Origin of the sequence: Neobacillus drentensis (assembly GCF_036965425.1) — a bacterium.
Lineage (GTDB): Bacteria > Bacillota > Bacilli > Bacillales > Cytobacillaceae > Neobacillus > Neobacillus drentensis_F.
In genome coordinates this window covers 24,598-48,309 of the sequence record NZ_JBALPP010000085.1, presented here as the reverse complement: position 1 = coordinate 48,309, position 23,712 = coordinate 24,598, and the positions used below count along the sequence as shown (strand labels likewise).

At 37.1% G+C, this 23,712-nt stretch carries 31 protein-coding genes; 7 read left to right on the top strand and 24 right to left on the bottom strand.

Annotated elements, in window-relative coordinates:
• Positions 1 to 8: 8 nt before the first annotated feature.
• Together V7161_RS19925 and V7161_RS19920 are read right to left on the bottom strand one after the other, a co-directional pair.
• Positions 9 to 221: an acetyl-CoA carboxylase biotin carboxyl carrier protein subunit gene (locus tag V7161_RS19925; protein WP_335714641.1), complete on the bottom strand. Its 213-nt coding sequence runs from the start codon at positions 219 to 221 to the stop codon at positions 9 to 11.
• A gap of 13 nt (positions 222 to 234) precedes the next feature.
• Positions 235 to 1,572, bottom strand: a complete 1,338-nt coding sequence (locus tag V7161_RS19920; RefSeq protein ID WP_335714640.1) for an acetyl-CoA carboxylase biotin carboxylase subunit — start codon at positions 1,570 to 1,572, stop codon at positions 235 to 237.
• 234 nt (positions 1,573 to 1,806) lie between these two features.
• Between V7161_RS19920 and V7161_RS19915 the strand changes: the two genes are divergently transcribed.
• Entirely contained in the window at positions 1,807 to 2,277 is a 471-nt protein-coding gene (locus V7161_RS19915; RefSeq protein ID WP_223595985.1) for an N-acetyltransferase, read from the top strand.
• 27 nt (positions 2,278 to 2,304) lie between these two features.
• Here V7161_RS19915 and V7161_RS19910 read toward each other — a convergent pair whose 3' ends face one another.
• The 4 genes from V7161_RS19910 to V7161_RS19895 all read right to left on the bottom strand — a co-directional run bounded on the left by V7161_RS19910 (position 2,305) and on the right by V7161_RS19895 (position 4,648).
• A complete protein-coding gene (locus V7161_RS19910; RefSeq protein ID WP_335714639.1) occupies positions 2,305 to 2,934 on the bottom strand; it encodes an RsfA family transcriptional regulator in 630 nt (209 codons plus the stop codon).
• 88 nt (positions 2,935 to 3,022) lie between these two features.
• A complete protein-coding gene (locus V7161_RS19905) occupies positions 3,023 to 3,778 on the bottom strand; it encodes an enoyl-CoA hydratase/isomerase family protein (RefSeq protein ID WP_335714638.1) in 756 nt (251 codons plus the stop codon).
• Between the two features lie 88 nt (positions 3,779 to 3,866).
• Positions 3,867 to 4,040, bottom strand: a complete 174-nt coding sequence (gene rpmF, locus V7161_RS19900; protein ID WP_066318102.1) for a 50S ribosomal protein L32 — start codon at positions 4,038 to 4,040, stop codon at positions 3,867 to 3,869.
• 83 nt (positions 4,041 to 4,123) lie between these two features.
• Entirely contained in the window at positions 4,124 to 4,648 is a 525-nt protein-coding gene (locus tag V7161_RS19895; RefSeq protein WP_335714637.1) for a YceD family protein, read from the bottom strand.
• Between the two features lie 234 nt (positions 4,649 to 4,882).
• Here V7161_RS19895 and V7161_RS19890 point away from each other — a divergent pair, with 234 nt between their 5' ends.
• A complete protein-coding gene (locus tag V7161_RS19890; RefSeq protein WP_335714636.1) occupies positions 4,883 to 6,097 on the top strand; it encodes a nucleotidyltransferase in 1,215 nt (404 codons plus the stop codon).
• Between the two features lie 92 nt (positions 6,098 to 6,189).
• Here V7161_RS19890 and V7161_RS19885 read toward each other — a convergent pair whose 3' ends face one another.
• Both V7161_RS19885 and V7161_RS19880 read right to left on the bottom strand, forming a co-directional pair.
• Entirely contained in the window at positions 6,190 to 7,209 is a 1,020-nt protein-coding gene (locus V7161_RS19885; RefSeq protein ID WP_335714635.1) for a SepM family pheromone-processing serine protease, read from the bottom strand.
• A gap of 7 nt (positions 7,210 to 7,216) precedes the next feature.
• A complete protein-coding gene (locus tag V7161_RS19880) occupies positions 7,217 to 7,996 on the bottom strand; it encodes a patatin-like phospholipase family protein (protein ID WP_223595975.1) in 780 nt (259 codons plus the stop codon).
• A 208-nt stretch (positions 7,997 to 8,204) separates the two neighbouring features.
• On the opposite strand from V7161_RS19880, the gene ylbJ reads away from it, so the two are divergent.
• On the top strand, positions 8,205 to 9,419 hold the full coding sequence (gene ylbJ / locus V7161_RS19875) for a sporulation integral membrane protein YlbJ (protein ID WP_335714634.1): 1,215 nt from the start codon (positions 8,205 to 8,207) through the stop codon (positions 9,417 to 9,419).
• A 40-nt stretch (positions 9,420 to 9,459) separates the two neighbouring features.
• On the opposite strand, the gene coaD is transcribed toward ylbJ, so the two are convergent.
• Both coaD and rsmD read right to left on the bottom strand, forming a co-directional pair.
• Positions 9,460 to 9,942, bottom strand: a complete 483-nt coding sequence (gene coaD / locus V7161_RS19870) for a pantetheine-phosphate adenylyltransferase (protein ID WP_335714633.1) — start codon at positions 9,940 to 9,942, stop codon at positions 9,460 to 9,462.
• A 13-nt stretch (positions 9,943 to 9,955) separates the two neighbouring features.
• Positions 9,956 to 10,516 carry a 16S rRNA (guanine(966)-N(2))-methyltransferase RsmD gene (rsmD, locus tag V7161_RS19865; protein ID WP_335714632.1) on the bottom strand — a complete coding sequence of 187 codons (561 nt, stop codon included), beginning with the start codon at positions 10,514 to 10,516 and terminating at the stop codon, positions 9,956 to 9,958.
• Positions 10,517 to 10,865: 349 nt separating this feature from the next.
• Between rsmD and V7161_RS19860 the strand changes: the two genes are divergently transcribed.
• Positions 10,866 to 11,255, top strand: coding sequence for a DUF7147 family protein (locus V7161_RS19860; protein ID WP_335714631.1), 390 nt, complete (start codon positions 10,866 to 10,868; stop codon positions 11,253 to 11,255).
• Positions 11,256 to 11,307: 52 nt separating this feature from the next.
• Here the strand turns inward: V7161_RS19860 and V7161_RS19855 are convergent, their stop codons facing one another.
• From V7161_RS19855 to V7161_RS19835, 5 genes are all read right to left on the bottom strand, one after another.
• Entirely contained in the window at positions 11,308 to 11,583 is a 276-nt protein-coding gene (locus V7161_RS19855) for a YlbG family protein (protein ID WP_223595970.1), read from the bottom strand.
• A 130-nt stretch (positions 11,584 to 11,713) separates the two neighbouring features.
• Positions 11,714 to 12,151 (bottom strand): YlbF family regulator, encoded by a 438-nt coding sequence (locus V7161_RS19850; protein WP_335714630.1) that lies wholly within the window; start codon positions 12,149 to 12,151, stop codon positions 11,714 to 11,716.
• A 60-nt stretch (positions 12,152 to 12,211) separates the two neighbouring features.
• Entirely contained in the window at positions 12,212 to 12,562 is a 351-nt protein-coding gene (locus V7161_RS19845) for a hypothetical protein (RefSeq protein WP_335714629.1), read from the bottom strand.
• A 101-nt stretch (positions 12,563 to 12,663) separates the two neighbouring features.
• On the bottom strand, positions 12,664 to 12,903 hold the full coding sequence (locus V7161_RS19840; RefSeq protein ID WP_335714628.1) for a YlbE-like family protein: 240 nt from the start codon (positions 12,901 to 12,903) through the stop codon (positions 12,664 to 12,666).
• A 17-nt stretch (positions 12,904 to 12,920) separates the two neighbouring features.
• Positions 12,921 to 13,325, bottom strand: a complete 405-nt coding sequence (locus tag V7161_RS19835; RefSeq protein ID WP_335714627.1) for a YlbD family protein — start codon at positions 13,323 to 13,325, stop codon at positions 12,921 to 12,923.
• A 148-nt stretch (positions 13,326 to 13,473) separates the two neighbouring features.
• Here V7161_RS19835 and V7161_RS19830 point away from each other — a divergent pair, with 148 nt between their 5' ends.
• Positions 13,474 to 13,956 (top strand): PaaI family thioesterase, encoded by a 483-nt coding sequence (locus tag V7161_RS19830; protein ID WP_335714626.1) that lies wholly within the window; start codon positions 13,474 to 13,476, stop codon positions 13,954 to 13,956.
• 23 nt (positions 13,957 to 13,979) lie between these two features.
• On the top strand, positions 13,980 to 14,342 hold the full coding sequence (locus V7161_RS19825; RefSeq protein WP_335714625.1) for a hypothetical protein: 363 nt from the start codon (positions 13,980 to 13,982) through the stop codon (positions 14,340 to 14,342).
• Between the two features lie 28 nt (positions 14,343 to 14,370).
• On the opposite strand, the gene V7161_RS19820 is transcribed toward V7161_RS19825, so the two are convergent.
• Both V7161_RS19820 and V7161_RS19815 read right to left on the bottom strand, forming a co-directional pair.
• Positions 14,371 to 15,327: a CAP domain-containing protein gene (locus V7161_RS19820; RefSeq protein ID WP_335714624.1), complete on the bottom strand. Its 957-nt coding sequence runs from the start codon at positions 15,325 to 15,327 to the stop codon at positions 14,371 to 14,373.
• Positions 15,328 to 15,630: 303 nt separating this feature from the next.
• The gene (locus V7161_RS19815; RefSeq protein WP_335714623.1) at positions 15,631 to 16,065 is read right to left on the bottom strand and encodes a CBS domain-containing protein; all 435 of its coding nucleotides are present in this window, start codon (positions 16,063 to 16,065) and stop codon (positions 15,631 to 15,633) included.
• 187 nt (positions 16,066 to 16,252) lie between these two features.
• On the opposite strand from V7161_RS19815, the gene V7161_RS19810 reads away from it, so the two are divergent.
• Positions 16,253 to 16,612 (top strand): YugN family protein, encoded by a 360-nt coding sequence (locus tag V7161_RS19810; RefSeq protein WP_223595956.1) that lies wholly within the window; start codon positions 16,253 to 16,255, stop codon positions 16,610 to 16,612.
• A 41-nt stretch (positions 16,613 to 16,653) separates the two neighbouring features.
• Here the strand turns inward: V7161_RS19810 and V7161_RS19805 are convergent, their stop codons facing one another.
• The 7 genes from V7161_RS19805 to cyoE form a co-directional block, all read right to left on the bottom strand.
• On the bottom strand, positions 16,654 to 17,118 hold the full coding sequence (locus V7161_RS19805; RefSeq protein ID WP_335714622.1) for a DUF420 domain-containing protein: 465 nt from the start codon (positions 17,116 to 17,118) through the stop codon (positions 16,654 to 16,656).
• 120 nt (positions 17,119 to 17,238) lie between these two features.
• Positions 17,239 to 18,144 carry a cytochrome c oxidase assembly factor CtaG gene (ctaG, locus tag V7161_RS19800; protein ID WP_335714621.1) on the bottom strand — a complete coding sequence of 302 codons (906 nt, stop codon included), beginning with the start codon at positions 18,142 to 18,144 and terminating at the stop codon, positions 17,239 to 17,241.
• A 133-nt stretch (positions 18,145 to 18,277) separates the two neighbouring features.
• Positions 18,278 to 18,613: a cytochrome c oxidase subunit IVB gene (gene ctaF / locus V7161_RS19795; RefSeq protein ID WP_335714620.1), complete on the bottom strand. Its 336-nt coding sequence runs from the start codon at positions 18,611 to 18,613 to the stop codon at positions 18,278 to 18,280.
• A gap of 4 nt (positions 18,614 to 18,617) precedes the next feature.
• The gene (locus V7161_RS19790; RefSeq protein WP_223595948.1) at positions 18,618 to 19,244 is read right to left on the bottom strand and encodes a cytochrome (ubi)quinol oxidase subunit III; all 627 of its coding nucleotides are present in this window, start codon (positions 19,242 to 19,244) and stop codon (positions 18,618 to 18,620) included.
• On the bottom strand, positions 19,244 to 21,115 hold the full coding sequence (gene ctaD / locus V7161_RS19785) for a cytochrome c oxidase subunit I (protein WP_335714619.1): 1,872 nt from the start codon (positions 21,113 to 21,115) through the stop codon (positions 19,244 to 19,246). The genes V7161_RS19790 and ctaD overlap by 1 nt, the downstream gene beginning before the upstream one ends.
• Positions 21,116 to 21,146: 31 nt before the next feature.
• Complete coding sequence (gene coxB, locus V7161_RS19780) at positions 21,147 to 22,205, bottom strand: cytochrome c oxidase subunit II (RefSeq protein WP_335714618.1); 1,059 nt, start codon at positions 22,203 to 22,205, stop codon at positions 21,147 to 21,149.
• A gap of 127 nt (positions 22,206 to 22,332) precedes the next feature.
• Positions 22,333 to 23,271 carry a heme o synthase gene (gene cyoE, locus V7161_RS19775; RefSeq protein ID WP_289982419.1) on the bottom strand — a complete coding sequence of 313 codons (939 nt, stop codon included), beginning with the start codon at positions 23,269 to 23,271 and terminating at the stop codon, positions 22,333 to 22,335.
• Positions 23,272 to 23,712: the final 441 nt, after the last annotated feature.

The window sequence follows — 23,712 nt, the reverse complement described above, 5'->3', positions numbered from 1 at the left end:
TTAGAACCCTATTCTAGGACGATTAAAACGTCGCCTTCATTGACAAAGTCACCGATATTTACCTTTAATTCCTGAACAGTACCAGCTGATTCGCTCTCAATTGGAATTTCCATTTTCATCGATTCAAGCATTAATACCTCCTGGCCAGCATGAACTTGATCTCCTGCAGAGACAAAAACATTTAATACTGTACCTGCCATTGATGCTGTGATTTCTTTCATACTCAAACACTCCTTATTTGACTAATTTTTTTGTTAAAAAATCCGTAGTATAAGACCCATTTTGAAAATCTTCATTTGCGAGGATATTTAAAAATAAAGGGGCATTTGTTTTAATCCCTTCAATCTGTACTTTATTAAAAAAGTTTTCTGCTGTAGCTAATGCTGCTTGACGGGTTTCTCCATGGAAAATACATTTTGCAATCATTGGATCGTAAAATGGGGTTACCGTCCCGCCTTCTTCGTATCCGGCATCAATCCTTACGCTTTCAGTCTGATTCCAGTTTAACGTGGTGATTTTCCCTGGCGAAGGTAAAAAGCGTACAGGGTCTTCTGCATACAAACGGAATTCAATCGCATTTCCTGACGAGTTAATCTCATTTTGCATTAGCGGCAAAGTCTCACCTCTTGCGACAAGAATTTGCCATTTAACTAAATCAAGTCCTGTGATCATTTCGGTAACAGGATGCTCGACCTGAAGACGGGTATTCATTTCAAGAAAGTAGAAATTTTCCTTCTCATCAACAATGAATTCAATCGTTCCTGCATTAACATAGTCTACAGCACGAGCAGCTTTTACTGCGGTTTCAAACATTTTATTACGCACCTCTTCGGAAAGGAATGGCGATGGTGACTCCTCGACAACCTTTTGGTGCCTTCTTTGAATCGAACAATCCCTTTCAAAAAGATGGACAATGTTGCCAGCCTGGTCGCCAAACACCTGTACCTCAACATGCCGGCTCTCTGCAATATATTTTTCGATAAATACTTCTTCTGATCCAAAATAGGCCATAGCCCTTGATTTTGTCGAATCATAGGACCTAATGAGCGCTTGCTCATTTTCACACATCACCATGCCTATTCCACCGCCGCCGCCGCTTGCTTTAAGCATAATAGGGTAGCCAATTTCATCAGCCAGTTTACATGCTTCCCCAACCGTCTTAAGACCAAAACTGCTTCCAGGGACGACAGGAACACCTGCCTTCTCCATCGTTTGACGGGAAACAATTTTATCCCCCATTAATTCAATTGTCTTTGACTTAGGTCCAATAAAAATAATTCCTTCATTAATTGCCTGTTCTGCAAATTTGGCATTTTCAGACAAAAAACCATAACCAGGATGGATCGCATCTACTTTTTCACTTTTCGCGATTTCTAATATTTTATCAGCCTGTAAATAGGATTTGTTGACAGGTGGTTCTCCAACACATACTGCTTTAGTTGCTGCTTTTACGAAAGGCATATCTTTATCGGCATCGGAATAGATTGCTATCGTTTCAATGCCCATCTCATGGCAGGTTTTAATAATGCGAAGTGCAATTTCTCCCCTATTAGCAATTAATATTTTTCGCACATTTTTTCCCCTTTCATACCCCTTTTCTTCCTCCAGTTATAAATTTCTACATCATTCTCTGATTTTCCTGCAAATTATGAAAACGGTTTCTTATGTTTCCTAGAAGAAATTTTTTGATTTTTGTTATATAATGAAAATAACTCATTTGAATAATGCAAAAATTATTACCTTTTTGTTTTCAGCTTATATTAAAGGTATACGAAAATAGAAGGTATCATTTTAGGAGGTACGACAATGGCAGCAAAAGTGGAAAGACTAAAAGTTAATTTTAAAACGCTAGAAGAGTTTAAAAAATTTAAAGAGTATGGAATTCAAGAGTTATCCATGTTTGAAGATCTTGAAGCGAATATGGTTGATAATGATAGTGACTCACCATTTTACGGTATATATTATGGGGACAAACTAGTAGCCCGAATGAGCTTATATCAAATTGATGCTAAATTTGACCGCTATTTCTATCCTCCGCAGAATTATTTAGAATTATGGAAGCTTGAGGTCTTACCTGATTATCAAAGTAAAGGCTATGGAAAACTTTTAGTTGAGTTTGCCAAAAGCTTCGGTTTACCAATTAAAACGAATCCAAGAGTAAAATCAAGCGGATTTTGGGAAAAAATGAACTTCAAAAATGTAGAATACGATATGGAACGTGACCGTGGAGAAAATCCATTAGTATGGTACCCGGAAGGCGTTGAAGCACAACATTAATAAAAGCGGACGAGTAGTCCGCTTTCTCTATTTTTCAATTCTCTCCAGATTACCGTTTTTGTCCATTTGAAATTTCACTTTTTGCTGCCGATCCTCATCCTGTAAAACAACCATTTTCCGGGCTCTTTCCATAATTTCAATTAAAGAGCGGTAGTCCTCTTCAATCGCCTTTAAATTTTTTGACAGTCTTTCATTTTCCGCAGCCAAATAATAAGTTTTCTTTTCCAACTCTTTGATTTTTTCAATAGATTTGTTTCTATCCTCTTCTATAGAGGATGTTTGCTCCACTTTATTATTGAGTACCTCTAAGAAATGAATCACTGCTGACAAGGTAATTGGACTTTCTTGTTCGTTACTAGGTGCTGATAATACGCTTTCGATTTGACCGAGTTCTTGAATCAGCGTATCTTCACTTTCGACAGCTTGTTTTTTCAATTCTTTTCTCTGTTTCTTCGCTAGCTCAATACCAGTTTTATATTGCTTTCGAACATACGAATTCCAGCGGAAACCACAGGCTGCTGAGGTCCTTGTTAGCTGTTTTCCTACCTCTTCAAACGCTTGCAGCTGTGTACCGCCTTCGCGAATATGTCTTAACACCACTTCTGCTAGCAGCAAATCCTCGTCCTGAGACCAAGCATCTTGTCGAGTTGGTGACATCAGAATATCCCTCCTAGTGTTTTTATAATACATATGCATCTACTAGAAAAGATAGACTTAACAAGACTGGTGTTTTATTCTTTATTTATTATTTTTTGTTTAAAAATTTTTGTACATATTCAAGATGGGCTTCACTTTCCCAAAGTATGGCACAATTTTTAACTTCTTCCTCTATTCTTTCTCGAAGGTTAGTTTCCTCCCACTTTCGAATCCATACTCTTTTATACGATTGTAATACATTCACCTGGTTGGATAATAGCTTATCTAGGAATTCTTCACAAGCCTTTAGAGGATTATTTTCAAAAAGAGCATCTATAAAACCACGATCGTTAAGAAATTCTGCTGTTTGGAGCTCTGCCTCCATTAATAATTTCATGGCAAAAGAAGCTGGAAGCTTTTCCGCAAGAATAGAGCCACCTCCCCAACCAGTGGTTATGGCCTGCTTTCCTTGAACAAACCCTGCTTTAACCCCGTTACGTGCCAAGCGAAAATCACAGGCTGTTGCAAGCTCCATACCGCCGCCTACAGTAGCCCCACTCATTAGAGCGACTGTCGGAATCGGTAAACATAACAATGAATAAAGAATGTTGGACATTTTAGAAAGCATTAAATAAGCTTCCTCCTTCGTATGAAGGGAATGAAAGACCGATAAATCTCCGCCAGAACAAAAAGCACGTTCCCCATCACCAGTGATAACTAATGCCTTTATGTCGCCCTGCATGGATTTTCTTATTGCTTCAGCCAACCCATCCATTACTTCATAATTTATGGCATTTCTTTTTTCGCTTCTTGTAATGGTAAATAACAAATAACCCTTTTCCTGTTTTTCAATTATGTATGACAATCTACAACATCCCTTCTTTGGAGGTTCGCTTGAAATGACAAAAGCACAAGGGCATGAACGCTCCTTGTGCTTTTTATCGAAGTTGAAATTAGTCGTTAACTACGTCTTTTCCTTTGTATGTTCCGCAAGCTTTACATACGCGGTGAGCAAGTTTCATTTCACCACAGTTTGGGCAAGCTACCATACCAGGTACGTTTAATTTAAAATGAGTACGACGCTTTCTTTTTGCAGTTTTAGAAGTTCTTCTAAAAGGTACAGCCATTCTTCCCACCTCCTTAAAGAGTTATAAGAAAGTAATGAAGGCCAGGAATGCTGGTTCTTCACTTTGCTTCTTGTTTTGCCGAATTATGATTCGGAAGAATTGTTTTCGTCAAAAAACTTAGCAAGCCCTGCTAGCCGCGGGTCAATCCTTTTTGATCGGTCCTCTTCGTGAATAACTTCCCAATCCTTGCCGAATTGCGGAGCAGCATCTTCACTAACGACATCATCGCAAAAAACTTGCATTGGAACCTCAAGTAACAGGATTTCGCGAATGATTGGTTTTAAATCAATCACATCACCCTTTACTTGATGTGATTCCTCTTCAGTTTCATATTCTGAACCTTGTAAGAGGAACGTTTCAGTTGTTTCGACATTAATCGGAAGTTTTACATCCACTAAAGTACGAGAACAAGGAAGGATAAGGTAACCATCTATTTTTAAATGGAATGCCACTTTCGTTGAATCAATATCACCCCGACCAGTTATATGCATCGGAGAAACTTCTCGGATGGATGGATCTGTTTCTTTAATCTCATCAACCCGAATAATATCATCAATCAGAAAATCCTTGTTTCGATATTTTTGTAACTGACTTAATGTCCATTTCAATTGAATCACCCCAAGGCAACAAAGGTAATTATAGCCTTCGATAATATTTTTGTCAATGTTTTTTCTTTACACCTTATTAGGTGAGTTTTACTAATAAGAAATTATCAATACTAGTGTGTCCATTAGAGCTTTTTACAAACGTCTTCCCCATCTTATCATAATATTTGATTGGATTCCTTATAATTTTGCTATAATGATAATAAATTTGTTATTTAAGAATTTAGGTGGAATCAGATGAAAGCTGTTGGCTTAATTGTCGAGTATAATCCTTTCCATAATGGGCACGCCTTTCATTTACAGGCTGCTAAGGAAGCTGCAGAGGCGGATGTGGTGATTGCCGTTATGAGCGGGGATTTTTTACAAAGAGGAGAACCTGCTCTTATATCTAAATGGCACCGGGCACGAATGGCTCTCTTAAATGGGGTTGATCTCGTTTTTGAACTTCCTTACCGTTTTGCCGTCCAAAAGGCAGAAACCTTTGCAAATGGCGCAGTCTCTATTTTGGATGCAGCTGGCTGTGAGTCACTATGCTTTGGAAGTGAAAGCGGAGATATTTCTTTATTTCATCAAACAGTTGATTTCCTTGAAGAAAATCAAAAGATCTTTGATGAAAATATTAAACGTTTTATCAATACTGGTGTTAGTTATCCAAAGGCGATAGCAATGGCATTTGGACATTTATCAGATTCAGGAAGGTATTTAGATTTGGCAAAGCCAAATAATATTCTCGGATTTCAATACATAAAAGCGATTCATAAACAAAAGAGTTCGATTAAGCCGTTAACTGTGGCTCGAAAAAATGCCGACTATCATGACGAACATTTTGCTTCTGAAACAATCGCCAGTGCCACGAGTATTAGAAAGGCGATTTTTTCAGAAGATGACCATAAGGCGGATATCAGTCAATATGTACCCTTACCCACAAAACAGCTGTTAATCGACTATTTTCAAAAATATCATATGTTTCATCAATGGGAGAATTACTGGAGCTATCTGCAATTCCAGCTTATACAAGTTACCCCTGAACAGCTAAAAGAAATCTACGAGATAGAGGAAGGGCTAGAAAACCGACTAATTTCTGCAGCGATAGAATCAAATAGTTTCCATGAATTCATGCAAAAAATAAAAACTAAGCGTTATACATGGACAAGACTCCAAAGGCTTTGCGTCCATATTTTAACCAATTCAAAAAAGACAGATATCGCGGGACTATCAGAAAAAGCCCAATATTTAAGGCTCTTAGGCATGACGGAAAAAGGAAAAGAATATTTAAATAGGATGAAAAAACAATTCAGCCTTCCTGTTGTTTCTAAACTGTCTTCACATAAAGATAAAAACATAATTCATGATATTAAAGCGGCTCGTATTTACTCCATGGTGATTCCTAATTCCTCCAAAAGTGAACTGTTCCACGAAGAATTTAAAAAGCCGCCAATCTACATTAAATAAGGTGTTGATTTGCGCTCCAATCAACAGTGTTTAATATCAACAAAAGCCATTATAATGGCGTAATATAAAAAAGATGGTTTTCACCATCTTTTTTACTTTTCTGGAAGCTTTTCTAAATAAGCTACGGCTTGATCAAATGAATCAATTGGAATTATTTTCATTTTGGTATGAATATCATGCGCTGTTTTTACTGCTGCTTTATAATTAGAACCCTTTGCTCCTTTTTCATTCGGGGCTAAAAAGATTTCAGCACCAGCCTTGTCAGCAGCAACAATTTTTTGTTCAATACCACCGATTGGGCCAACAGTTCCATCAACATCAATGGTCCCTGTTCCAGCTATTTGGTACCCTTTGGTTAAGTCTTCTTTCGTTAACTGGTTATAGATTTCCAATGAAAACATCAATCCTGCAGATGGACCGCCAATTTCGTCCGTTCTTACCTTTACATTTGGATTGACCTTAATTTCTTTATCATCCACAAGAGAAATTCCAATGCCTATTTTTTTCGGATCCTCTTTAAATGGCTGCAGACCCACCTTTGCTGTTTTCGCTTCTTTGTTTCTTAGAAAGGTTACGGTAATCTCTTCCCCAGCCTCTTTTTTCCCCACATAATCAATAAATTTTTCAGAAGATGAGAACTCGTGCCCATCCACCTTAAATATCCGATCACCAGCCTGCAATTTTCCTTCGGCAGGCATACCAGGCAGGACTTGCATGACATAAATCCCTTTATATTTGTAATTTACTGGTAATTTAGCTTTACGGTAAGCCACTTCAATGGCATTCAATTTCGAACCTGCCATTAAATGAAGCTGTCTGGCATTATATTCGTCCTCTGTTTCTTTTTTGTTTAAAATCAAATCCACAGGATAAATTTCTTCATATTTTCTGATTTTCGCCTCTAAATATGAGTAAATATTAGCCCTGCCCATCCTAACTGTAGTCAGCATGAAGTTTCCTTCATCCTTATAACCATTTTCAACCGATATGATTGGAGCAAGTTCTTTTGCCATCCCAGGCTTTGAAACATAATAAGGTAATGAATAATACATACCACCAATTAGTATAAAAATTAGCAAAAAGAACGATCCAATATATATTTTTTTACGCAAGCCAAATTCACCCCTTCCATTGTTCAATTTCAGTTTTTATTTGTTGTATATGCTTTTTTGTTTCTTCTTCTCCCATTTTAATAATCTCTTCGATGTTGGTAAATGCACGGGAACTGTAAATTTCGACAGGCGGGCGAATCATAATGGTCGCAGCAATCTCTCGACTGCTGAGAATTTCGGCCTGCATAATATCAATACTTTGCATGATTACATCATAAATCGAGGTAATTTCAGCGTTACGCTTCACTCTCGAAACATCGACAGCAATGACGATATCTGCCCCCATTTCTTTAGCTACAGAAACGGGAACACGGTCAGAAACTCCGCCATCAACAAAGATTCTTCCATTATATTTTTCAGGAACGAAGATTCCCGGAATAGAAATGCTGGCTCTGACGGCTTCAGCGACAGCTCCCTCTTTGAAAACAACTTTTTCGCCAGTTAATAAATCAGTTGCTACAATACCAATCGGTATCGATAAATCCTCTATATTTTTTCCATGAGTAAATAGCCTGATAAATTCCTTTACTTTCTTTCCAGAGATTAATCCCATTTTCGGAACGGTAAAATCTAAAAAATATTTCCGCTTGAATGCAGTTGATAATTTAAATAATCGGTCCAGGTCAATTCCAGCCCCATAAAAACTGGCGACAAGAGCCCCCATACTGCTTCCTGCAATCAAATGGATGGGAATGCCAGCTTCTGTTAATGCCATGATGACACCTAAATGAGCAAACCCACGTGCTCCACCTGAACCCAGTGCCAAGCCTATTTTCGGGTGCTCCATATCCGTACCTCCTAGATAAAAAAATGAATAATATCAAAAGCCATAAAATTAAAACTCGTTCAATCTTATGGTCTAAATTAGCGTTCTATGAGTATATTTGAGTTATATGGGACAAGGCATTTAAGCAAGAAGTATTCTTATTTTATCATTCAAATCATGGATTGGACAGTATGAGCATAAACAAACTCAGGGAAGGAGGACCATACCATTGTTTCGTTCGAAACTTAAAACGGTCTTTTTATCAGTTTCAGTTACTATATTAGCAGCTTCACTTATTTCTTTCCCACAAGAATCCTTTGACGCCTCCATTCGTGGGCTTAATATGTGGTGGGAAATCGTCTTCCCTTCCCTTTTACCTTTTTTTATTGTCTCTGAAATGTTGATTGGTTTTGGCGTTGTAAAATTTATTGGGGTACTGCTAGAGCCCCTGATGAGACCTCTTTTTAAGGTACCAGGTGTTGGCGGTTTTGTCTGGGCAATGGGTATGGCCTCAGGTTTTCCTGCGGGGGCAAAATTTACGGCGAGGTTACGCCAGGAAGGGCAGTTAACACAAATTGAAGCAGAAAGACTTGTTAGTTTCACAAATTCCTCTAATCCATTATTTATCTTTGGAGCTGTTTCAATCGGATTTTTTCATAACACCCATTTGGGAATTCTCCTTGCACTCGCTCATTATTTAGGAAATATTTGCGTCGGGCTTATCATGCGTTTCTACGGGAATGAAACACCTGAGAAGGAAGCGAAGAAACGAAATAGCTCTAAAATAAGATCAGCTCTTTCCGCCCTGCATCAAACAAGGTTAAAAGATAATCGGCCTATTGGTAAACTTCTTGGTGATGCCGTCAATTCTTCCATTCAAACCCTTTTAATGGTGGGTGGCTTTATTATTTTATTTTCCGTGGTCAATAAACTGCTTTATCATTTACATATTACTGCGGCACTGGCAAAAACGGTTGAGCTTCTACTTTCCTCCTTTTCTTTCCCGGAAATGCTAAGCATCCCGTTTATCTCAGGATTATTTGAAATCACTTTAGGAAGTCAGCTTACCAGTCTAGTTCATGAGTCAACATTATTGCAAAAGGCCATGATAACTAGCTTTATTCTAGCTTTTAGCGGTTTTAGTGTGCAGGCACAGGTTGCCAGTATTCTTGCTCAAACCGATATCAGATTTAAACCATTTTTTTTGGCTCGAATCCTTCAAGGAGTATTCGCAAGTCTGTTTGCACTCATTTTATGGAAACCCATCTATATCCGTTTTACAAATAACGAGCAGCCCTCCAACGCATTACCAGTAGGTTTCTTTGGTGAAGGTACATGGACGAATCATTTTTACAATCGGTTAATAGAAATTGGACCATTAATTACGATCTTTTCCCTTTTATTATACGTTTTTCTATTGTTTTCCAGATTGAAGAAAAATTAATAAATAAGAGCTAGGCAAAGCCCAGCTCTTATTTATGTCATTAAGCATTAAATTTTTTGTGCAATTCTTTTTCAACAATTGGCGGAACTAGCTCGGTAATCTTGCCATTATATTTGGCGACCTCTTTCACAATACTCGAGCTTAAAAATGAATATTGGTTGTTCGTCATAACAAAAAAAGTTTCAATATCTTCATTCAATACCCGGTTCATCGAGGTTATTTGCATCTCATATTCAAAGTCTGAAACTGCCCGAAGTCCGCGAAGAATGGCGTTTGCATTTACGCTTTTTGCATAGTCTATGAGTAATCCCGAAAATTCTTCTACTTGTACGTTTGGAATATCCTTTGTAACTTCACGGATTAGCTCAATCCGTTCCTGAACCGTAAATAGCGGATGTTTTGCTATGTTATTTAATACCACTACATAAACTTTGTCAAAAACCTTGGCCCCTCTGCGAATAATATCTAAATGGCCATATGTAATTGGATCAAAACTTCCTGGGCAAACAGCAATACTTGCCAAAATGAATCCCCCTTCACTCTTCATTGATTTTTGAATAAATCGTCACTGCAATAATCCCATATTTTTCGTGTTTAATTTGAGTAAACCTTCCCACATTATGTGGTAATTCTACGTCAAAACTATGTTCACAAATAATAATTCCATTCGTTTTGATTAATTCCTGCTCGTCCATTTTTTCCATTAGACTAACGAGCTGCTGTTTTTTATAGGGAGGGTCTAAAAATATATAATCAAAGCTTATTTCTCTTTTGATAAGAGCTTTTATTGCTCTTTCGGCATCATTACGAAAGACTTCAGCTTTATCTTCAAATTTACATGCTTTTATATTTTCGTAAATAACTTGGATTGCTTTCGACTCCCGGTCTATAAAGATAACCTTGTCCAATCCCCTGCTAAGCGCTTCCAGACCTAATCCGCCGCTCCCTGCAAAAAGATCCAAGCCGATACCGCCATCGAAATAAGGACCAATCATATTGAAAATTGCTTCTTTGACCTTATCCGTGGTTGGTCTGGTTGAATTACCTGGAACTGCCTTTAAAGGTCTACCTTTGCAACTGCCTGAAACTACTCTCACTAATATATCACCACATTTTTATCTGATAAATAATCTTTTTCCATCCTATCATATTTTTTGCCTGAATTGAAATTTTATAAAAAAATACGTATAAGCTTTTTGGTGTTGGAAATAATGATATTAACAACATCAATTCGAGGATGTTGTTGCCAACCGCGGAGAAGACTTACGTTTCCCCATAAGTTCTTCCTCCGGTTTCTCCTCTCCCTTTGCCTTCTATCCTTTTGTTAGGATGTAGAAGGACCCTGTAGAATTAATTCTGCAGGGTTTTTTTCTTTTTTACCTTCAAAATAGAGACAAGAAGTGATAAAGTATTGATGAAATTAACAATTTAAAAGGGGAGTTTTTTTTGATCCAGCGCTTTATAGAACTTGGAGAAGGTTATTCTGATTTATATGAACTGATTGAACTAGCCAAATCAAATCAGCATCGCCTGCAGCTTATGATGGCTCTCCACACTAAAATTGAAGATAAGGAAGTTTCCTCCTTGGTTGTTGGTTTAAAACCTACAGACCCAGGAAAATTTCAAGCACTTTATATTTGCCGAGAAGGGATTCCAAATCCCAATTATACAGAAAACAAACGATATAATCTTTTTGCCCAAACCGCCAGTGAACTTGGTAAAGAAATTTATCAATTGTCAGTAAAACCTTCCTCTCTTTTTCATGAAAAAGATTTATTCTATCAGTATTTAATTGGAATCCTAAGATTGAATCATTATATCGTTCCACTTCAATAAAGGCTATTAGAGCATAAATAAGAAAGGTGAGGCAAACGAATGCCCCACCTTTTTATATGCCCATTTTATAATCATACTCTTTTGCTTTATCTGGCGCAGAATTCTCATATTCCATTTTTAAAAATGGCTTATAAGAAGGTTCTACCCGCTTTACAAATGAAAAAGAATTCAACTTTTCCATAATTCCTTCGACATCTTCGAGATTACAATATAAAACAACATATTTCAGTTTTTTTGAAACGTAATGTACATTTCCGAAGCGTCTTAGCATTTTAGCTTGTTTTAAAGAGTATAGCCAAACCACTAATCCTTGTCTTTGAACAAACATACTTTTTACCCCTTCAGATAAACCATCATTTTACATAAGTCTAGCATATTAAAACATTATATTTCAATTTAAACTTTTCTAAAAGCTTTGTAAAAGGGAAAAAAAATCAGCTTATACTAAGCTGATTTTTTCATCCGCATCCACAGCTTCCTCCGCCGCCGCAGCCGCTGCCATGGCCGCTGTCAAAAAACGGATTGCCTGTCGGTACCTTAATATGTTTGGACACTGCTCCTCCAATTAACAAGCTAATTTCATCCAAAAGCGCTTGCAAATCATTCTCGGCTAACTTGAATTCTGCCACCAGCGGATCTAAATCCATTTCCCTTTTATAGTCACGAATTTGGGACATCACCCTCTTATAGTCAGGATGATATTTCCCAAATCGCTGTACCTCTTCATAAAGCTCCTTTAAGTTTACAAAGCGATTAATTTTCCGCTGTGTCTCCTTATTGGTTTGCATTTTATATAAACATATCTGATAATGTTCTACAATTTCGGATTCTAATACCATTTTGGATAACTGGTCTGCTTGATCCAATAATTCAATTCTTTCTAATGTAGCAAGCAATTTGCGCTCACCTCCAAAGCTATTTTAACATGAAAGCCTGGAGAAAGACAAAATTTCCGTTTATTTAGGGATATTTACCACAAATTCCTTGTCCAAACCGTATGGCTCATTATTTAGTTTTACGACTTCAAGCTTTAATGTATGGCTGCCAGGAGAAAGATTTTTTATGATAAAAGCTGCAGAGGCGATTTCTAAATTCCTTTTTCCATCGACCCAAACCACCATTTTGCCTAGTTTGTGCTTGTTATGTTCTGATTCTCGAAAACTAATCCCTGTTACGATACATTCGACCATAACTTGATTTCCGTTTGTATGGTGCTTGACATAAAGGGAAGGAAATTCTTGTTTATTAAACCCAAATATAAATATGCCCAACAACATTATTAGACCCAGTGGAATAAATTTTTTCAACGCCCATCACTCCTTCTATTCCTGTATTTTTCGCCTCCTTAGCATTTTTTAGTCTTTAAGTAGAAAATAAAAAAAGCCACACCTTTTGCATGTGGTCTTTGTTAGTTTTGATTTTTCATTGCCTGAAACATGCTATACATCATGGAAGCCATTTGTACACTATTTGAAAACTTTTCAACCTGGTCAGGTATCGTCTTTCTATAATAATGTAATGAGGCCACCTCAAGAGATTGCAGATCAAATGGATTTCTTGACAGCTTTCGGTACCATAGCGGCTGCTCTCTAACAAATTGTTTTAAATCCTTTTGACTTTCTAAATATTCAAGAACATCTTTACGCATACTTATCGTCACTTCCTCTAATCTTTTCTAAATTGAAATGGATGTTTAGGTCCTTCTGAAGGCTTCGCTGAACCGCCTGCAGCACCATTCCCTTGGAATTGAGAAATTACTCCTTGTATTGCACCTAGTGCCTGACTGAGGTTATTAATGTGATTTTGCATTTGATTGGGATCCATTTTCTTCACCATACCGATAACACTGGACATCCAATCTCCCTTAGACTCCGTACTTACTTCCGGTTCTGTACTTTTTTCTATTCCAAGTGTTTCCCAGCGTTTATCCTCTTCCCCCAATAAGTACCAATCCTCATATAACTCCTGCCAGGTTGCTTTCCCATTCCTTACCTCTTGAATGAGATTTGGATTGTTTTTAACAAATTCTTTAAATTTTACTACGGATGGGTGCAAATTTTTTTGCGTCATATTTCTCACCTCTGCCCATAATCATCGCCAATAATACAATATGAAATATAATTTGAAATGTGAAACCTTTTATGAAGGTGAAAATATTTATAAATATTCTTGTAAATGGTAATATGACTTAAGAAAATGATTTGAAAGAGGTAAAAGTATGAAAGATGAACTGCGTCAGCTTTTAGAAAACTGCATCGAAACTGGATCAGAGGAAGATTTAAAAGCCTTATCTATCTTAATGGAAGGAGTTCAACGAAAGATTAATCGTAAAAACAATATCTATCTGGATGGGATTCTTCATATGGAAAAGAAAATAGACAATCATTCTTGTGAAATAATCATTCCACTTAATCCCACGCTTGATAATAACTTGGGGATCGTTCATGGCGGAATAACTGCCACTGTAATAGACACTGCAATGGGTACACTGGCAAATAACCTTCTCCCAGAAGGATATGGGGCTGTGACCAATCAACTTAACATCCACTATATTGCTCCAGGTGCCGGGGAGCAGCTTCGCTGCAGAGCCGAAATCGTTCATCAAGGAACAAAAACAATGGTGGTTTCTGGAGAGGCTTACCGCAGTGATGGAAAAAAAATTGCCCATGCAACAGGTACCTTTTTTATCATAAAAAAATAATTGTGTGGGGAGATTGATTTAAAATGGTTACCGCCATTCTCATTCCTATTATTTGCCTTTATTTTTTTGGACTTACACGGAAAGAAAGGAAAGAGCATGACAAAAAGTGGCTTTCCATGAGCCATGTCCATCCAGAAGCAATTTTAACGGGGGAAATTAAAAGCATCGTTGAGGAGAAACAGCGCTTTTATTACCATAGATACATTTTTGTACAGATCCTTCAAATCCAAACGGATGCAAAATTAATTACGGCCAAAAAAATAACTCCCATTATAGAAAGTGTCATTACGGAATCTTTTCAAATAGGAGAAAAGATTCGTGTATTTGGAAAATGGGAAGGGACAAAATTTTTATTTAGTCAGTATGAGAAACATGAAGAAAGGTGACAAGCGATTGTCACCTTTTTTTGGTAGTTTATTGTTCAGCCTTTTGAATAAAGTTTTGGGTATAGTATTTCTTATAAACACCTACTCCAAGATGTGTGTAGTCTTTATTTAATAATGAATCACGATGTCCCTTACTATTCAGCCAGCCTTCCACGACTGCAGGTCCATCTGTATAATTAGCAGCAATATTTTCTCCAGCCGATTGGTAGGCAACTTTTGCTGTTTTTAGCCGATTTGAAAGGTCTCCGAATTTTTTTGATGTATGGGAAAAATCATTGTTATCCGACATATCCTTACTATGCCCAAAAGCTACCTCTGCGGTCGGAGTATCCCATTTTAAAGGCTTTAATTTGTGTCTTATGCGCAATACATTGGTAAGATCAAAGATCTCTTGTTCATTTCCGCGTTCGATCTCTTTCCACTTGGTTTCATCAGGTGTCGGAGGTTCGATTAATTGTCCGCTGTATACAAGTTCATAAGGACGCTGCTTAATTAGCGTGTCCGCATTTAGAAATCTTACACTTGAAAGATTTCCTGTAAACTTATCGATATATAATTGCACATAGACATTCCCTAACTGAACAATAGGCCTAAGATTCAAATCTGTATCATTCAATTCGAAACGATATGAATTTCCATTTAAATCGATATTAATATTTGTATCAATAAATTGTGTATTAAATATTTCCTCTACTGGCTGGCCAATCTCAAAAGGAGCGACATCCAGATTTTCACCAATGGCATAGATGGTCACTACTTGCTGATTTTCAATGCCTATTTGTAAATATCGTTTATAATCCTGGTTATAAATATACCATTGATAGCCATATAGTGTTTCATCAATTCGAGCTGGTTTCCCTAATTCATTTTCAAGGGAAGCAATATCCTTGCCTATTAATAATGCTAATCCTTGTTTAGGCATTTCAGAAGCGGTTTTATTACTTGGCTTAGTATCAGGATTTTTTTGTAACCCCGATTGTTGCATTTCAGAAGTATGATCTTCTTTTATCAGAACCTTATCTTTAGGTTTATCATTAATACTGGCGTAGAATCCAATTGTTAAGAATACTGCTGACAGTACTAAGATTCTTAACAGAGCTTTCAGAGGCTTTCACCCTCTCTATTACTTTTTCTATCATTATATGTATTGATAAAATAATTATATCATCTATAACATGTTAAGTAATAGTCATTATCAAAAATGTCTGATAAATAAACATTTAAATAAATAAAACAGGTACTTTTGTACCTGTTTTATCATCGATTTCTATTTTTGAAAATAATATTTTTAATGCTGTACCCCGTTATAGTTTTGCTCAGAAATTTGCGTAAGAGCTTCTTTCGCTTGGTCATCCGTTAATTCACGAATAGCAAAATCCCCTAGTGAAACAATTCCGACCAGTTTTCCATCCTCAACCACTGGAAGACGGCGTATTTGATTCTCCGCCATTAACTTAGCAGCATCATTGCTGGAGGTGTCCGGGGATACAGTGATAAGCTTATCGCTCATGATATCTTCCACTTTTGTTGAACCAGGGTGCTTTTCTGCTACCCCCCGAATTACAATATCCCGATCTGTTATCATTCCGACAAGTTTTTCTTGTTCTACAATTGGGATGGCACCAACATTAAGTTCTTTCATTTTTACCGCAACTTCAAAGATGTTATCTAATAATGTACAGCATTCAATTTCATCTGTCATAATATCACGGATTGTTTCCATTTTCTCGCCCCCATGTTTTTTTGCTCGGAACATAATCTAGGTTGTCCAATAGAGAATGATTTATTCGTTGAATCTATCCATTGCAAGTTATGGCATTTTCATCTATTATTAAAAATGAATTAAACTTGCTATAATACCAATACTGAATCTATAGGACCATGGCATTGTTTTTTAGGAGGGATTTATTGTGAAATTTGAGAACATTGGAATTGAAAAATTTAAAGCTGAAATTAACCGATTGGATGAAGTAATGCATAATCACGGTTTAATTCGCGCTGGTCAATGGGACTACGACCGTGTTACATATGACCGTAAGTTTGAAATGAAGGAAGGTGTCTTTTACCTTCGTGTTCAAGGCTATGCGGTTGAAGGTGATGTCGATACTTTTAAAGCAACAATTCAATTAATGACACCACTATTAGGAAAGCATTATTATCCTCATGGGGTAGAATATGGCGAGGGTGAAAACTTCCCAGCTTCCCTTGTTAGCCAGTGCAAAAAAATTCTTGATGAAGTAAAGAATGAAGTTAGTAAATTTGCTGAGTAAATAAGAAAGACGCGTGAACATAATCACGCGTCTTTCTTATTTTAAAACCCAAGAATTGCTTTTATCATGGAAGTCGTTTCTCCACCGCGGTAAAATACGTAAAGTAACAAGTATACTGCTACACCGGTAATCGAAGTAAAGAACCAAACAATACTTGTAATGGGACCGATTCTGCGATGAAGAACAAGATTATTTTTATAACCTGATATTAAAGAAATTACACCCAATACTGCACCAATGGTGGCTAATGTGATATGAAATACTAAAAAAACGGTATAATATATTTTAATATTATCTGGTCCGCCAAATGAAGTATTTCCTATAAAAATCGTTCTAGAAGCATAAATAATAAAGAAAATTAGGGCAAATAAGCTTGCCATGAACATTGTCTTTTTGTGTGCCTCTATTTTTTTTTGCTTTATTTGCCACCAGCCGATAGCAACCGTAATCCCGCTTAAAACAATAAAAGTTGTACTTATTGTTGGTAAAATCGGTAAGGAATTCATTAATAAGTCCTCTCTTCTTACATTTTTCTATAATAATAGTAGTGTATTTTCCCCATGTTTTCAATCTAAATCCATTATAGACCACTTTTCCATGAAAAAATCTCCCAATTGTTTGGGAGATTATTTAATCAGCGATGGATTTAACGATTGCTTCAATTCCCTGTCAGATTCAGCTTGGTCTTTTCGATACCATTCAAAGAAAACATGTCCAAGCATTAAACCATAAATAATTTCTTGGATGATTTTCATTAGTACACCGCCAAGCTGCTGATCATGAATTAATGACATTGAACTAAACAGCTCAGGGCCGCTTAAATTTAAACTGTCAAAGTTGGCGGTCCCAACACATAAGCTCATGACCTGTCCCCAAACATGCGGATCAGAATAAGTGGCATAGATAGGTGTATCAGCAAAAATAATAAGCGCACATGCAGGGGTTAATAGAATACCATCCGCAAATATATAGCCGACCTTCTTCAAACCGCTTAAGGTTTGATGATCTGGCATTTGGTTTATTAATGGCCACCACATAAAAATGGCAACAACAAACAAAAGGATAGAATAACCCGCATGCAGCCAAATATTCTGCATCACGTGATCAAAAATAATCGGAACATGGTAAAACGAAAAGAGTCCATTAAATAGAATTAAAGCAATCAGTGGTCGTGTAAAAAGCTTAAACAAAGAGTTGATTGCTCTAACACTAAAAAGCTTTCTCCAAACCCAAGTCGGTACACCATAAATAAAAATAGGCGGCACGATTAATACTAGGGCAGCCATTTGAATCATGTGCACCCAAAACATAAGGTGGGCAAGTAAATCAATAGGAGATCCCTTGATGGCGTAGAGAAGAACCATCGATGTAAAAAATAATAAACCTTGTTTCTTTGTTAAAGGTTCACTTCCAGGAAATAAACTCCTAAATTTAGTAGTCAGGATAAAATATCCCGCCGTTAAAAAAGCCAATATTACTAAAAAATAAGGGCTCCAAAGTGCTTTAAAACCAAATATGTCTAAAGAAAGCACCGCATATCACCTCAGTATAAATTAAAAATAGCACAGCTTCATTATACCCTTGGCCTAAATGAGAAGCAAAGCGATGATATTTTCCAGTTTTAAAAAAGAAAATCGGCTAAAGCCGATTTTCTTTTTTGTTTATTTACCACCAAATAATCGTTGAAAAAGCTAATACAGCTATCGCTCCAACTAAAACACCAGAATAAAGGAAAAGCGATGGAGCTTCATGGCCTTTATGGCTCATATGCATGAAATAGTAAAGCTGAAAAATCACTTGAACAACAGCTAAAAGGATAATAAATGGAACTGTAAACCAAGAAGTAAATCCTTTAATAGCTACAGCCGCAAATGCAATTAAAGTCAAGAAGATCATTAGCGCAAATGAAACTACTTGATATCTCATCTCTTCCGCATTTTTTCGGCGTCGATATTCAATGTCAACTCTTGGATTACCAGAATTTAATTGTGGATTTGCCATCTTTTTATCCCACCATTCCCATTAAATATACTACGGTAAAGATAAAGACCCAAACAACGTCGATAAAGTGCCAGTATAAACTAAATACATAGAACTTTGGTGCATTGTAAAGGTTTAAACCGCGTTTTGCATTGCGCAGCATGAGGGTTATACACCATAACAAACCAAATGCAACGTGTCCTCCGTGAAAGCCAACTAATGTATAGAAGGCAGATCCAAACGCACTGCTTGTGAATTTATGGCCTTCATGAACATAATGGCTAAACTCATAAACCTCTAGGCCTAGGAATCCGGCACCTAATAAAGCCGTAATTCCAAGCCAAACCATCATTTTGCTAAAAGCAAAGTTCTTCATGTGATACATTGCGTAAACACTTGTTAATGAACTTGTTAATAACAGCATAGTGGCCACAAATGTTAGCGGCAATTCAAATAAATCTTTTGCTAAAGGCATGTTAGTATTCGGTACTTTATCCTTCAATGCAAGATAAGTTGCAAAGAGTGAGGCAAAAAGAACTGTCTCTCCCCCTAAGAAGAACCAAAAACCTAAAAATTTATTTTTTGCTTCAAGGGTTGATTTTTCCGGCGCAGCAGGCCATGTTTCATAAGTAAATTTTTCTTCAGCGTGCATTATGCCTTAACCCCCTTATCATCATCGTCCATAAGCTCTTCTTTGTGAATATGGAAACCATGGTCATCTTTGACTGAACGCGTGAACATTGCACCGAAAGTAATAAGTAAGCCTAAAATCATTACTGGCAATGCCCAAGATACCTTATCAACATGATACATTGCACCAAATGCGGCAATGAATAATCCTAAAGACATAATAAACGGTAAAAATGATGAATTAGGCATATGGATATCACCAAGCGGTTCAGCAGGTGTCATACCCTTTTTACCTTCCATTTTTTCAATCCAGTATGCATCTAAGCCACGAACAAGTGGCAGCTGCTTAAAGTTATAGAATGGCGGAGGTGATGGAATCGCCCATTCCAATGTTCTTCCGTCTCCCCATGGATCATTTCCAACTTTAACATTTTTAACTGAAGTCAGGATGATATTGATTAACATAACAATGACACCAACAGACATAAATGCTGCTCCAAATGAGCTAACCGCGTTGGCTGTCTCAAAACCTTGACCTGGAAGGTATGTGAATACACGGCGCGGCATCCCCCATAGACCTAAGAAGTGCTGGATAAAGAATGTCATATGGAATCCAATGAAGAAAGTCCAGAAGGTGATTTTACCTAATGTTTCATTCAACATTGTACCGAACATTTTTGGCCAATACAGGTGTGTACCAGCCAGTAATGCAAACACTACACCACCGACAATAACGTAGTGGAAGTGGGCGACAACAAAATAAGTATCATGATATTGATAGTCTGCTGCTGCAGCTGCAAGCATTACCCCAGTTACCCCACCAGCCACAAATGTTGGAATAAAGGCAAATGCGTAGTGCATTGGAGTTGTGAATTTCACACTGCCTCCCCACATCGTAAACAGCCAGTTAAAAATCTTAATACCAGTCGGTACACCAATTGCCATTGTTGCTACAGCGAAGATGGCATTGGCAACTGGTCCTAAACCTGTTGTGAACATATGGTGTGCCCATACCATGAAGCCTAAGAAACCGATTAACACGGTTGCAAACACCATTGAGGAATAACCGAATAATCGCTTTCGTGAAAACATCGAGAAGATTTCCGAGAAAATACCGAACGCTGGAAGTATTAAGATATAAACTTCAGGATGTCCGAAAATCCAGAAAAGATGTTCCCAAATAATTGTGTTACCGCCCATTGCAGCTTCAAAGAAATGAGCTCCAAACATACGGTCAAACATCATTAACACAAGGCCAACTGTTAATGGCGGGAAAGCAAATAAAATTAATGCTGAGGTTACAAATGTTGACCATGTGAACAAAGGCATCCTCATATACGTCATACCAGGTGCACGCATATTGATGATTGTAACAAGGAAGTTAATACCACCCATCAGCGTCCCAAAACCTGATATCTGCAATCCTAAAATATAGAAGTCAACACCATGTCCCTTTGAAGCAATGGCAAGTGATGCATATGAAGTCCATCCTGCATCAGGTGCGCCGCCTAAAAACCATGAAAGGTTTAGGAACACTCCTCCAAAGAAGAATAACCAAAAGCTCACAGCATTCACAAATGGAAACGCTACGTCACGTGCTCCTATTTGCAATGGCATTACCGCATTCATAAAGGCAAAAATCAGCGGCATTGCTGCAAGGAAAATCATAGTAGTTCCGTGCATGGTTATAATTTCATTGAATAATCCTGCACTTACAAAATCATTGTTAGGCACTGCAAGCTGGATGCGGATAAATACTGCCTCAAGTCCGCCAACTAAGAAGAATAATCCACCTGCAATAAGATATAGGATGGCAATTTTTTTATGGTCAACTGTTGTTAAAAAGTCCCATAAAGTTGCGCCAAATCCCTTTTTTTGAGCATAGGTACTCACAATTTTACCTCCCTTTCAACCAATTCCCCTTTTATTCCTGAACCTTTAATCCCATTAGATAATCTGCTAATGCATCAATTTGATCATCGGACAGGTTACCATATTTACCAGTCATCAAGTTACCTGGCTTATACGTTTCAGGATTTTCAATCCACTTTTTCACATTTTCTTTATTATGTTCCAGAATACCCGCTACGCGAGAACGGTCACCAAAGTTTGATAAGTTAGGTGCGATTCGTGCAGTATCAGGCATTTTGTTAGCTGGTGTAACGGCGTGACAGCCGATACAGCTCTTATTAAAAATTTCTTGTCCTTCTGAAGCTGCTGCAGTTGACGCTTTTAACGGTTCTTTTACATCTTGCATTGCCGTTACCCAAGCATCGAACTTATCCTTGCTAATTGCTTTTACTTTAAAGTCCATCAAAGCATGGGATGGACCGCAAAGCTCCGCACATTTACCATAGAAAAGGTTGCCTGCATCGTTTGCTTTTTTATCATCAAACTCAAGCCAGAATTTATTGACATTTTCAGTATTGACATCCATCTTTCCGCCAACAGCTGGAATCCAAAATGCGTGTTTAACATCTGCTGACTTTAAGTTGAAATATACTTTTTCATTAGTAGGAACAACAAGTTCATTACTTGTTACAATTTTCTGTCCTGGGTATTCAAAATCCCACCAGTATAAATGGGCACGAACGTTAACCACGAGTGCCTTAGAATTCTTCTTGTCCATCGGTGAAACATCTGCAAGCTTAAATGTTGCTGCCACAGTTGGAACAGCGAGAACTAAAAGTAAAAGAATCGGAATAACTGTCCAAATAATTTCTAATTTATGGCTACCTTCAACTTGTTTTGGAATTGTATCGTCTTTTCTTCTAAAACGGATAAACACCAAAACGAAAATAACCATTACTACAATGATTACCCCAACCATTATCAATGTACTAAGCTTCATTAAATCATATTGCGTGTCTGCAACTTCACCGGCAGGATTCAACGTAGAAAGGTACGGTTCACCACATCCGGAGAGTACAAGCGCTAAAATCGCAAATAACGATATCAAACGCCACTTTGCAAGCCTTTTCATAGCTTAATCAAACCCCTCTTTCGCTTATAAATTCTTAAGTTTTTTTGACCAAAGAAGTATGTAGGATGATTCTTCCCTATTTAATAAAAAAGTACTATTGTTCACAGGAAAGAATCGTTTAGCAAAACTAAATTAATGTAACTAAAACCATCGCTACAAAAATAATAGTTAAGTATTGCAATGAATAAACAAACATTAGTTTTGCCCACTTTATGTCATCTTTGATCCTATATCCATAAATCCCTAACACCAGCCATCCAATATTTAATATGGTAGCGAGAATTAGAAATGGGATTCCTAACTTAGTTAGAAAAATTGGGATTGGCAACAGAAGCGCCACCCAGATTAAAATATGAATTTTTGTTGTTTTAAATCCTTTAACCACAGGAAGCATTGGAATTCCAGCTGCCCTGTACTCCTCAACCCTTCTCATTGCAAGAGCATAAAAGTGAGGAGGCTGCCAAACAAACATAAGCACAAATAGGGCCCATGCCATCGGATCAAGATTTCCATCTACTGCAGCCCAGCCAATTAATGGCGGAACTGCTCCTGAAATACTCCCGATTATTGTGTTCGATACCAATTGGCGTTTTGACCACAGTGTATAGAGGCAAACATAACTAAAAACTCCAAGCAGTCCAATTACTGTTGCAGTCCAGGTAGTAAAGAATAAAAACAGTGTTCCCAGTCCAATAAGTAAAATACCCAAACCAAGAACTTTTACCGGAAGTACCTTCCCTGTTACTGTAGGTCTAGCCTTTGTTCTATCCATCAAATGATCAATATCCCGATCCACGTAATTATTAATTGCACATGAACCAGCAATAATGAGTGAGGAACCTGCTACTGTATAAAATACAATATCAAGGTTATTTAAAAAGCTTTGGCCTGAAAAATGCAGTGCGAGCCATAAACCCGAAAAAGTGGTAATAAGATTAGAATTCACAATTCCAATTTTTATTAGTGCCATAAAATCTTTCCAAACAGAAGTTTTTTCTATATCAGCATGAAGGCTTGAAGTACCATTCTCAAGGGTGGCATCTCCATAAGCCTTTGGGTTGGACATATTTTTTCCTCCTAATCCTTAATAACCAATATTCACTAACAGAAGTGTATCAAGACTACTTTTATTTTTTCAATTCCCATAAATTTCCGTGATTTTAACAACACTTTCTCTGTATATTAAATCACACTTTGCGATATTTTTGTGAACTTTTTTTGAATAATTTTTGACTAATTTGTGTCAATGACTATTCACTGCTTATTATACTGCATTTTTTAAAATCTAGTTGAAAAAATATGTATTTTCCAATCCTCCATAATAGTTCTAACAGACTCCAAATAGAGATTCAACGTTTTTCACTATAATAATAGTGTAAAATAAAAATTATTTATTAGGATATTTTGACTAAAAAATTTACCTCAAAAATCTTGACTGAAATTCTGTTCTTTTTCCAGTTTATTCGTTATGATGGGATAGGTACTTTTAATCTTTCTACTTTTTTCA

Coding starts and splice junctions, on each gene's coding strand:
- V7161_RS19890 (WP_335714636.1), top strand. CDS start 4,883: ATGAAAGCTGTTGGCTTAATTGTCGAGTATAATCCTTTCCATAATGGG.
- coxB (WP_335714618.1), bottom strand. CDS start 22,205: ATGAAAAGGCTTGCAAAGTGGCGTTTGATATCGTTATTTGCGATTTTA.
- V7161_RS19840 (WP_335714628.1), bottom strand. CDS start 12,903: ATGCGTAAAGATGTTCTTGAATATTTAGAAAGTCAAAAGGATTTAAAA.
- V7161_RS19790 (WP_223595948.1), bottom strand. CDS start 19,244: ATGCACGCTGAAGAAAAATTTACTTATGAAACATGGCCTGCTGCGCCG.
- V7161_RS19825 (WP_335714625.1), top strand. CDS start 13,980: ATGGTTACCGCCATTCTCATTCCTATTATTTGCCTTTATTTTTTTGGA.
- V7161_RS19880 (WP_223595975.1), bottom strand. CDS start 7,996: ATGGAGCACCCGAAAATAGGCTTGGCACTGGGTTCAGGTGGAGCACGT.
- V7161_RS19855 (WP_223595970.1), bottom strand. CDS start 11,583: ATGTTTGTTCAAAGACAAGGATTAGTGGTTTGGCTATACTCTTTAAAA.
- rpmF (WP_066318102.1), bottom strand. CDS start 4,040: ATGGCTGTACCTTTTAGAAGAACTTCTAAAACTGCAAAAAGAAAGCGT.
- cyoE (WP_289982419.1), bottom strand. CDS start 23,271: ATGTCCAACCCAAAGGCTTATGGAGATGCCACCCTTGAGAATGGTACT.
- V7161_RS19830 (WP_335714626.1), top strand. CDS start 13,474: ATGAAAGATGAACTGCGTCAGCTTTTAGAAAACTGCATCGAAACTGGA.
- V7161_RS19835 (WP_335714627.1), bottom strand. CDS start 13,325: ATGACGCAAAAAAATTTGCACCCATCCGTAGTAAAATTTAAAGAATTT.
- ctaF (WP_335714620.1), bottom strand. CDS start 18,613: ATGGCAAATCCACAATTAAATTCTGGTAATCCAAGAGTTGACATTGAA.
- V7161_RS19925 (WP_335714641.1), bottom strand. CDS start 221: ATGAAAGAAATCACAGCATCAATGGCAGGTACAGTATTAAATGTTTTT.
- V7161_RS19910 (WP_335714639.1), bottom strand. CDS start 2,934: ATGTCACCAACTCGACAAGATGCTTGGTCTCAGGACGAGGATTTGCTG.
- V7161_RS19820 (WP_335714624.1), bottom strand. CDS start 15,327: ATGCAACAATCGGGGTTACAAAAAAATCCTGATACTAAGCCAAGTAAT.
- V7161_RS19915 (WP_223595985.1), top strand. CDS start 1,807: ATGGCAGCAAAAGTGGAAAGACTAAAAGTTAATTTTAAAACGCTAGAA.
- V7161_RS19805 (WP_335714622.1), bottom strand. CDS start 17,118: ATGAATTCCTTACCGATTTTACCAACAATAAGTACAACTTTTATTGTT.
- V7161_RS19815 (WP_335714623.1), bottom strand. CDS start 16,065: ATGGAAACAATCCGTGATATTATGACAGATGAAATTGAATGCTGTACA.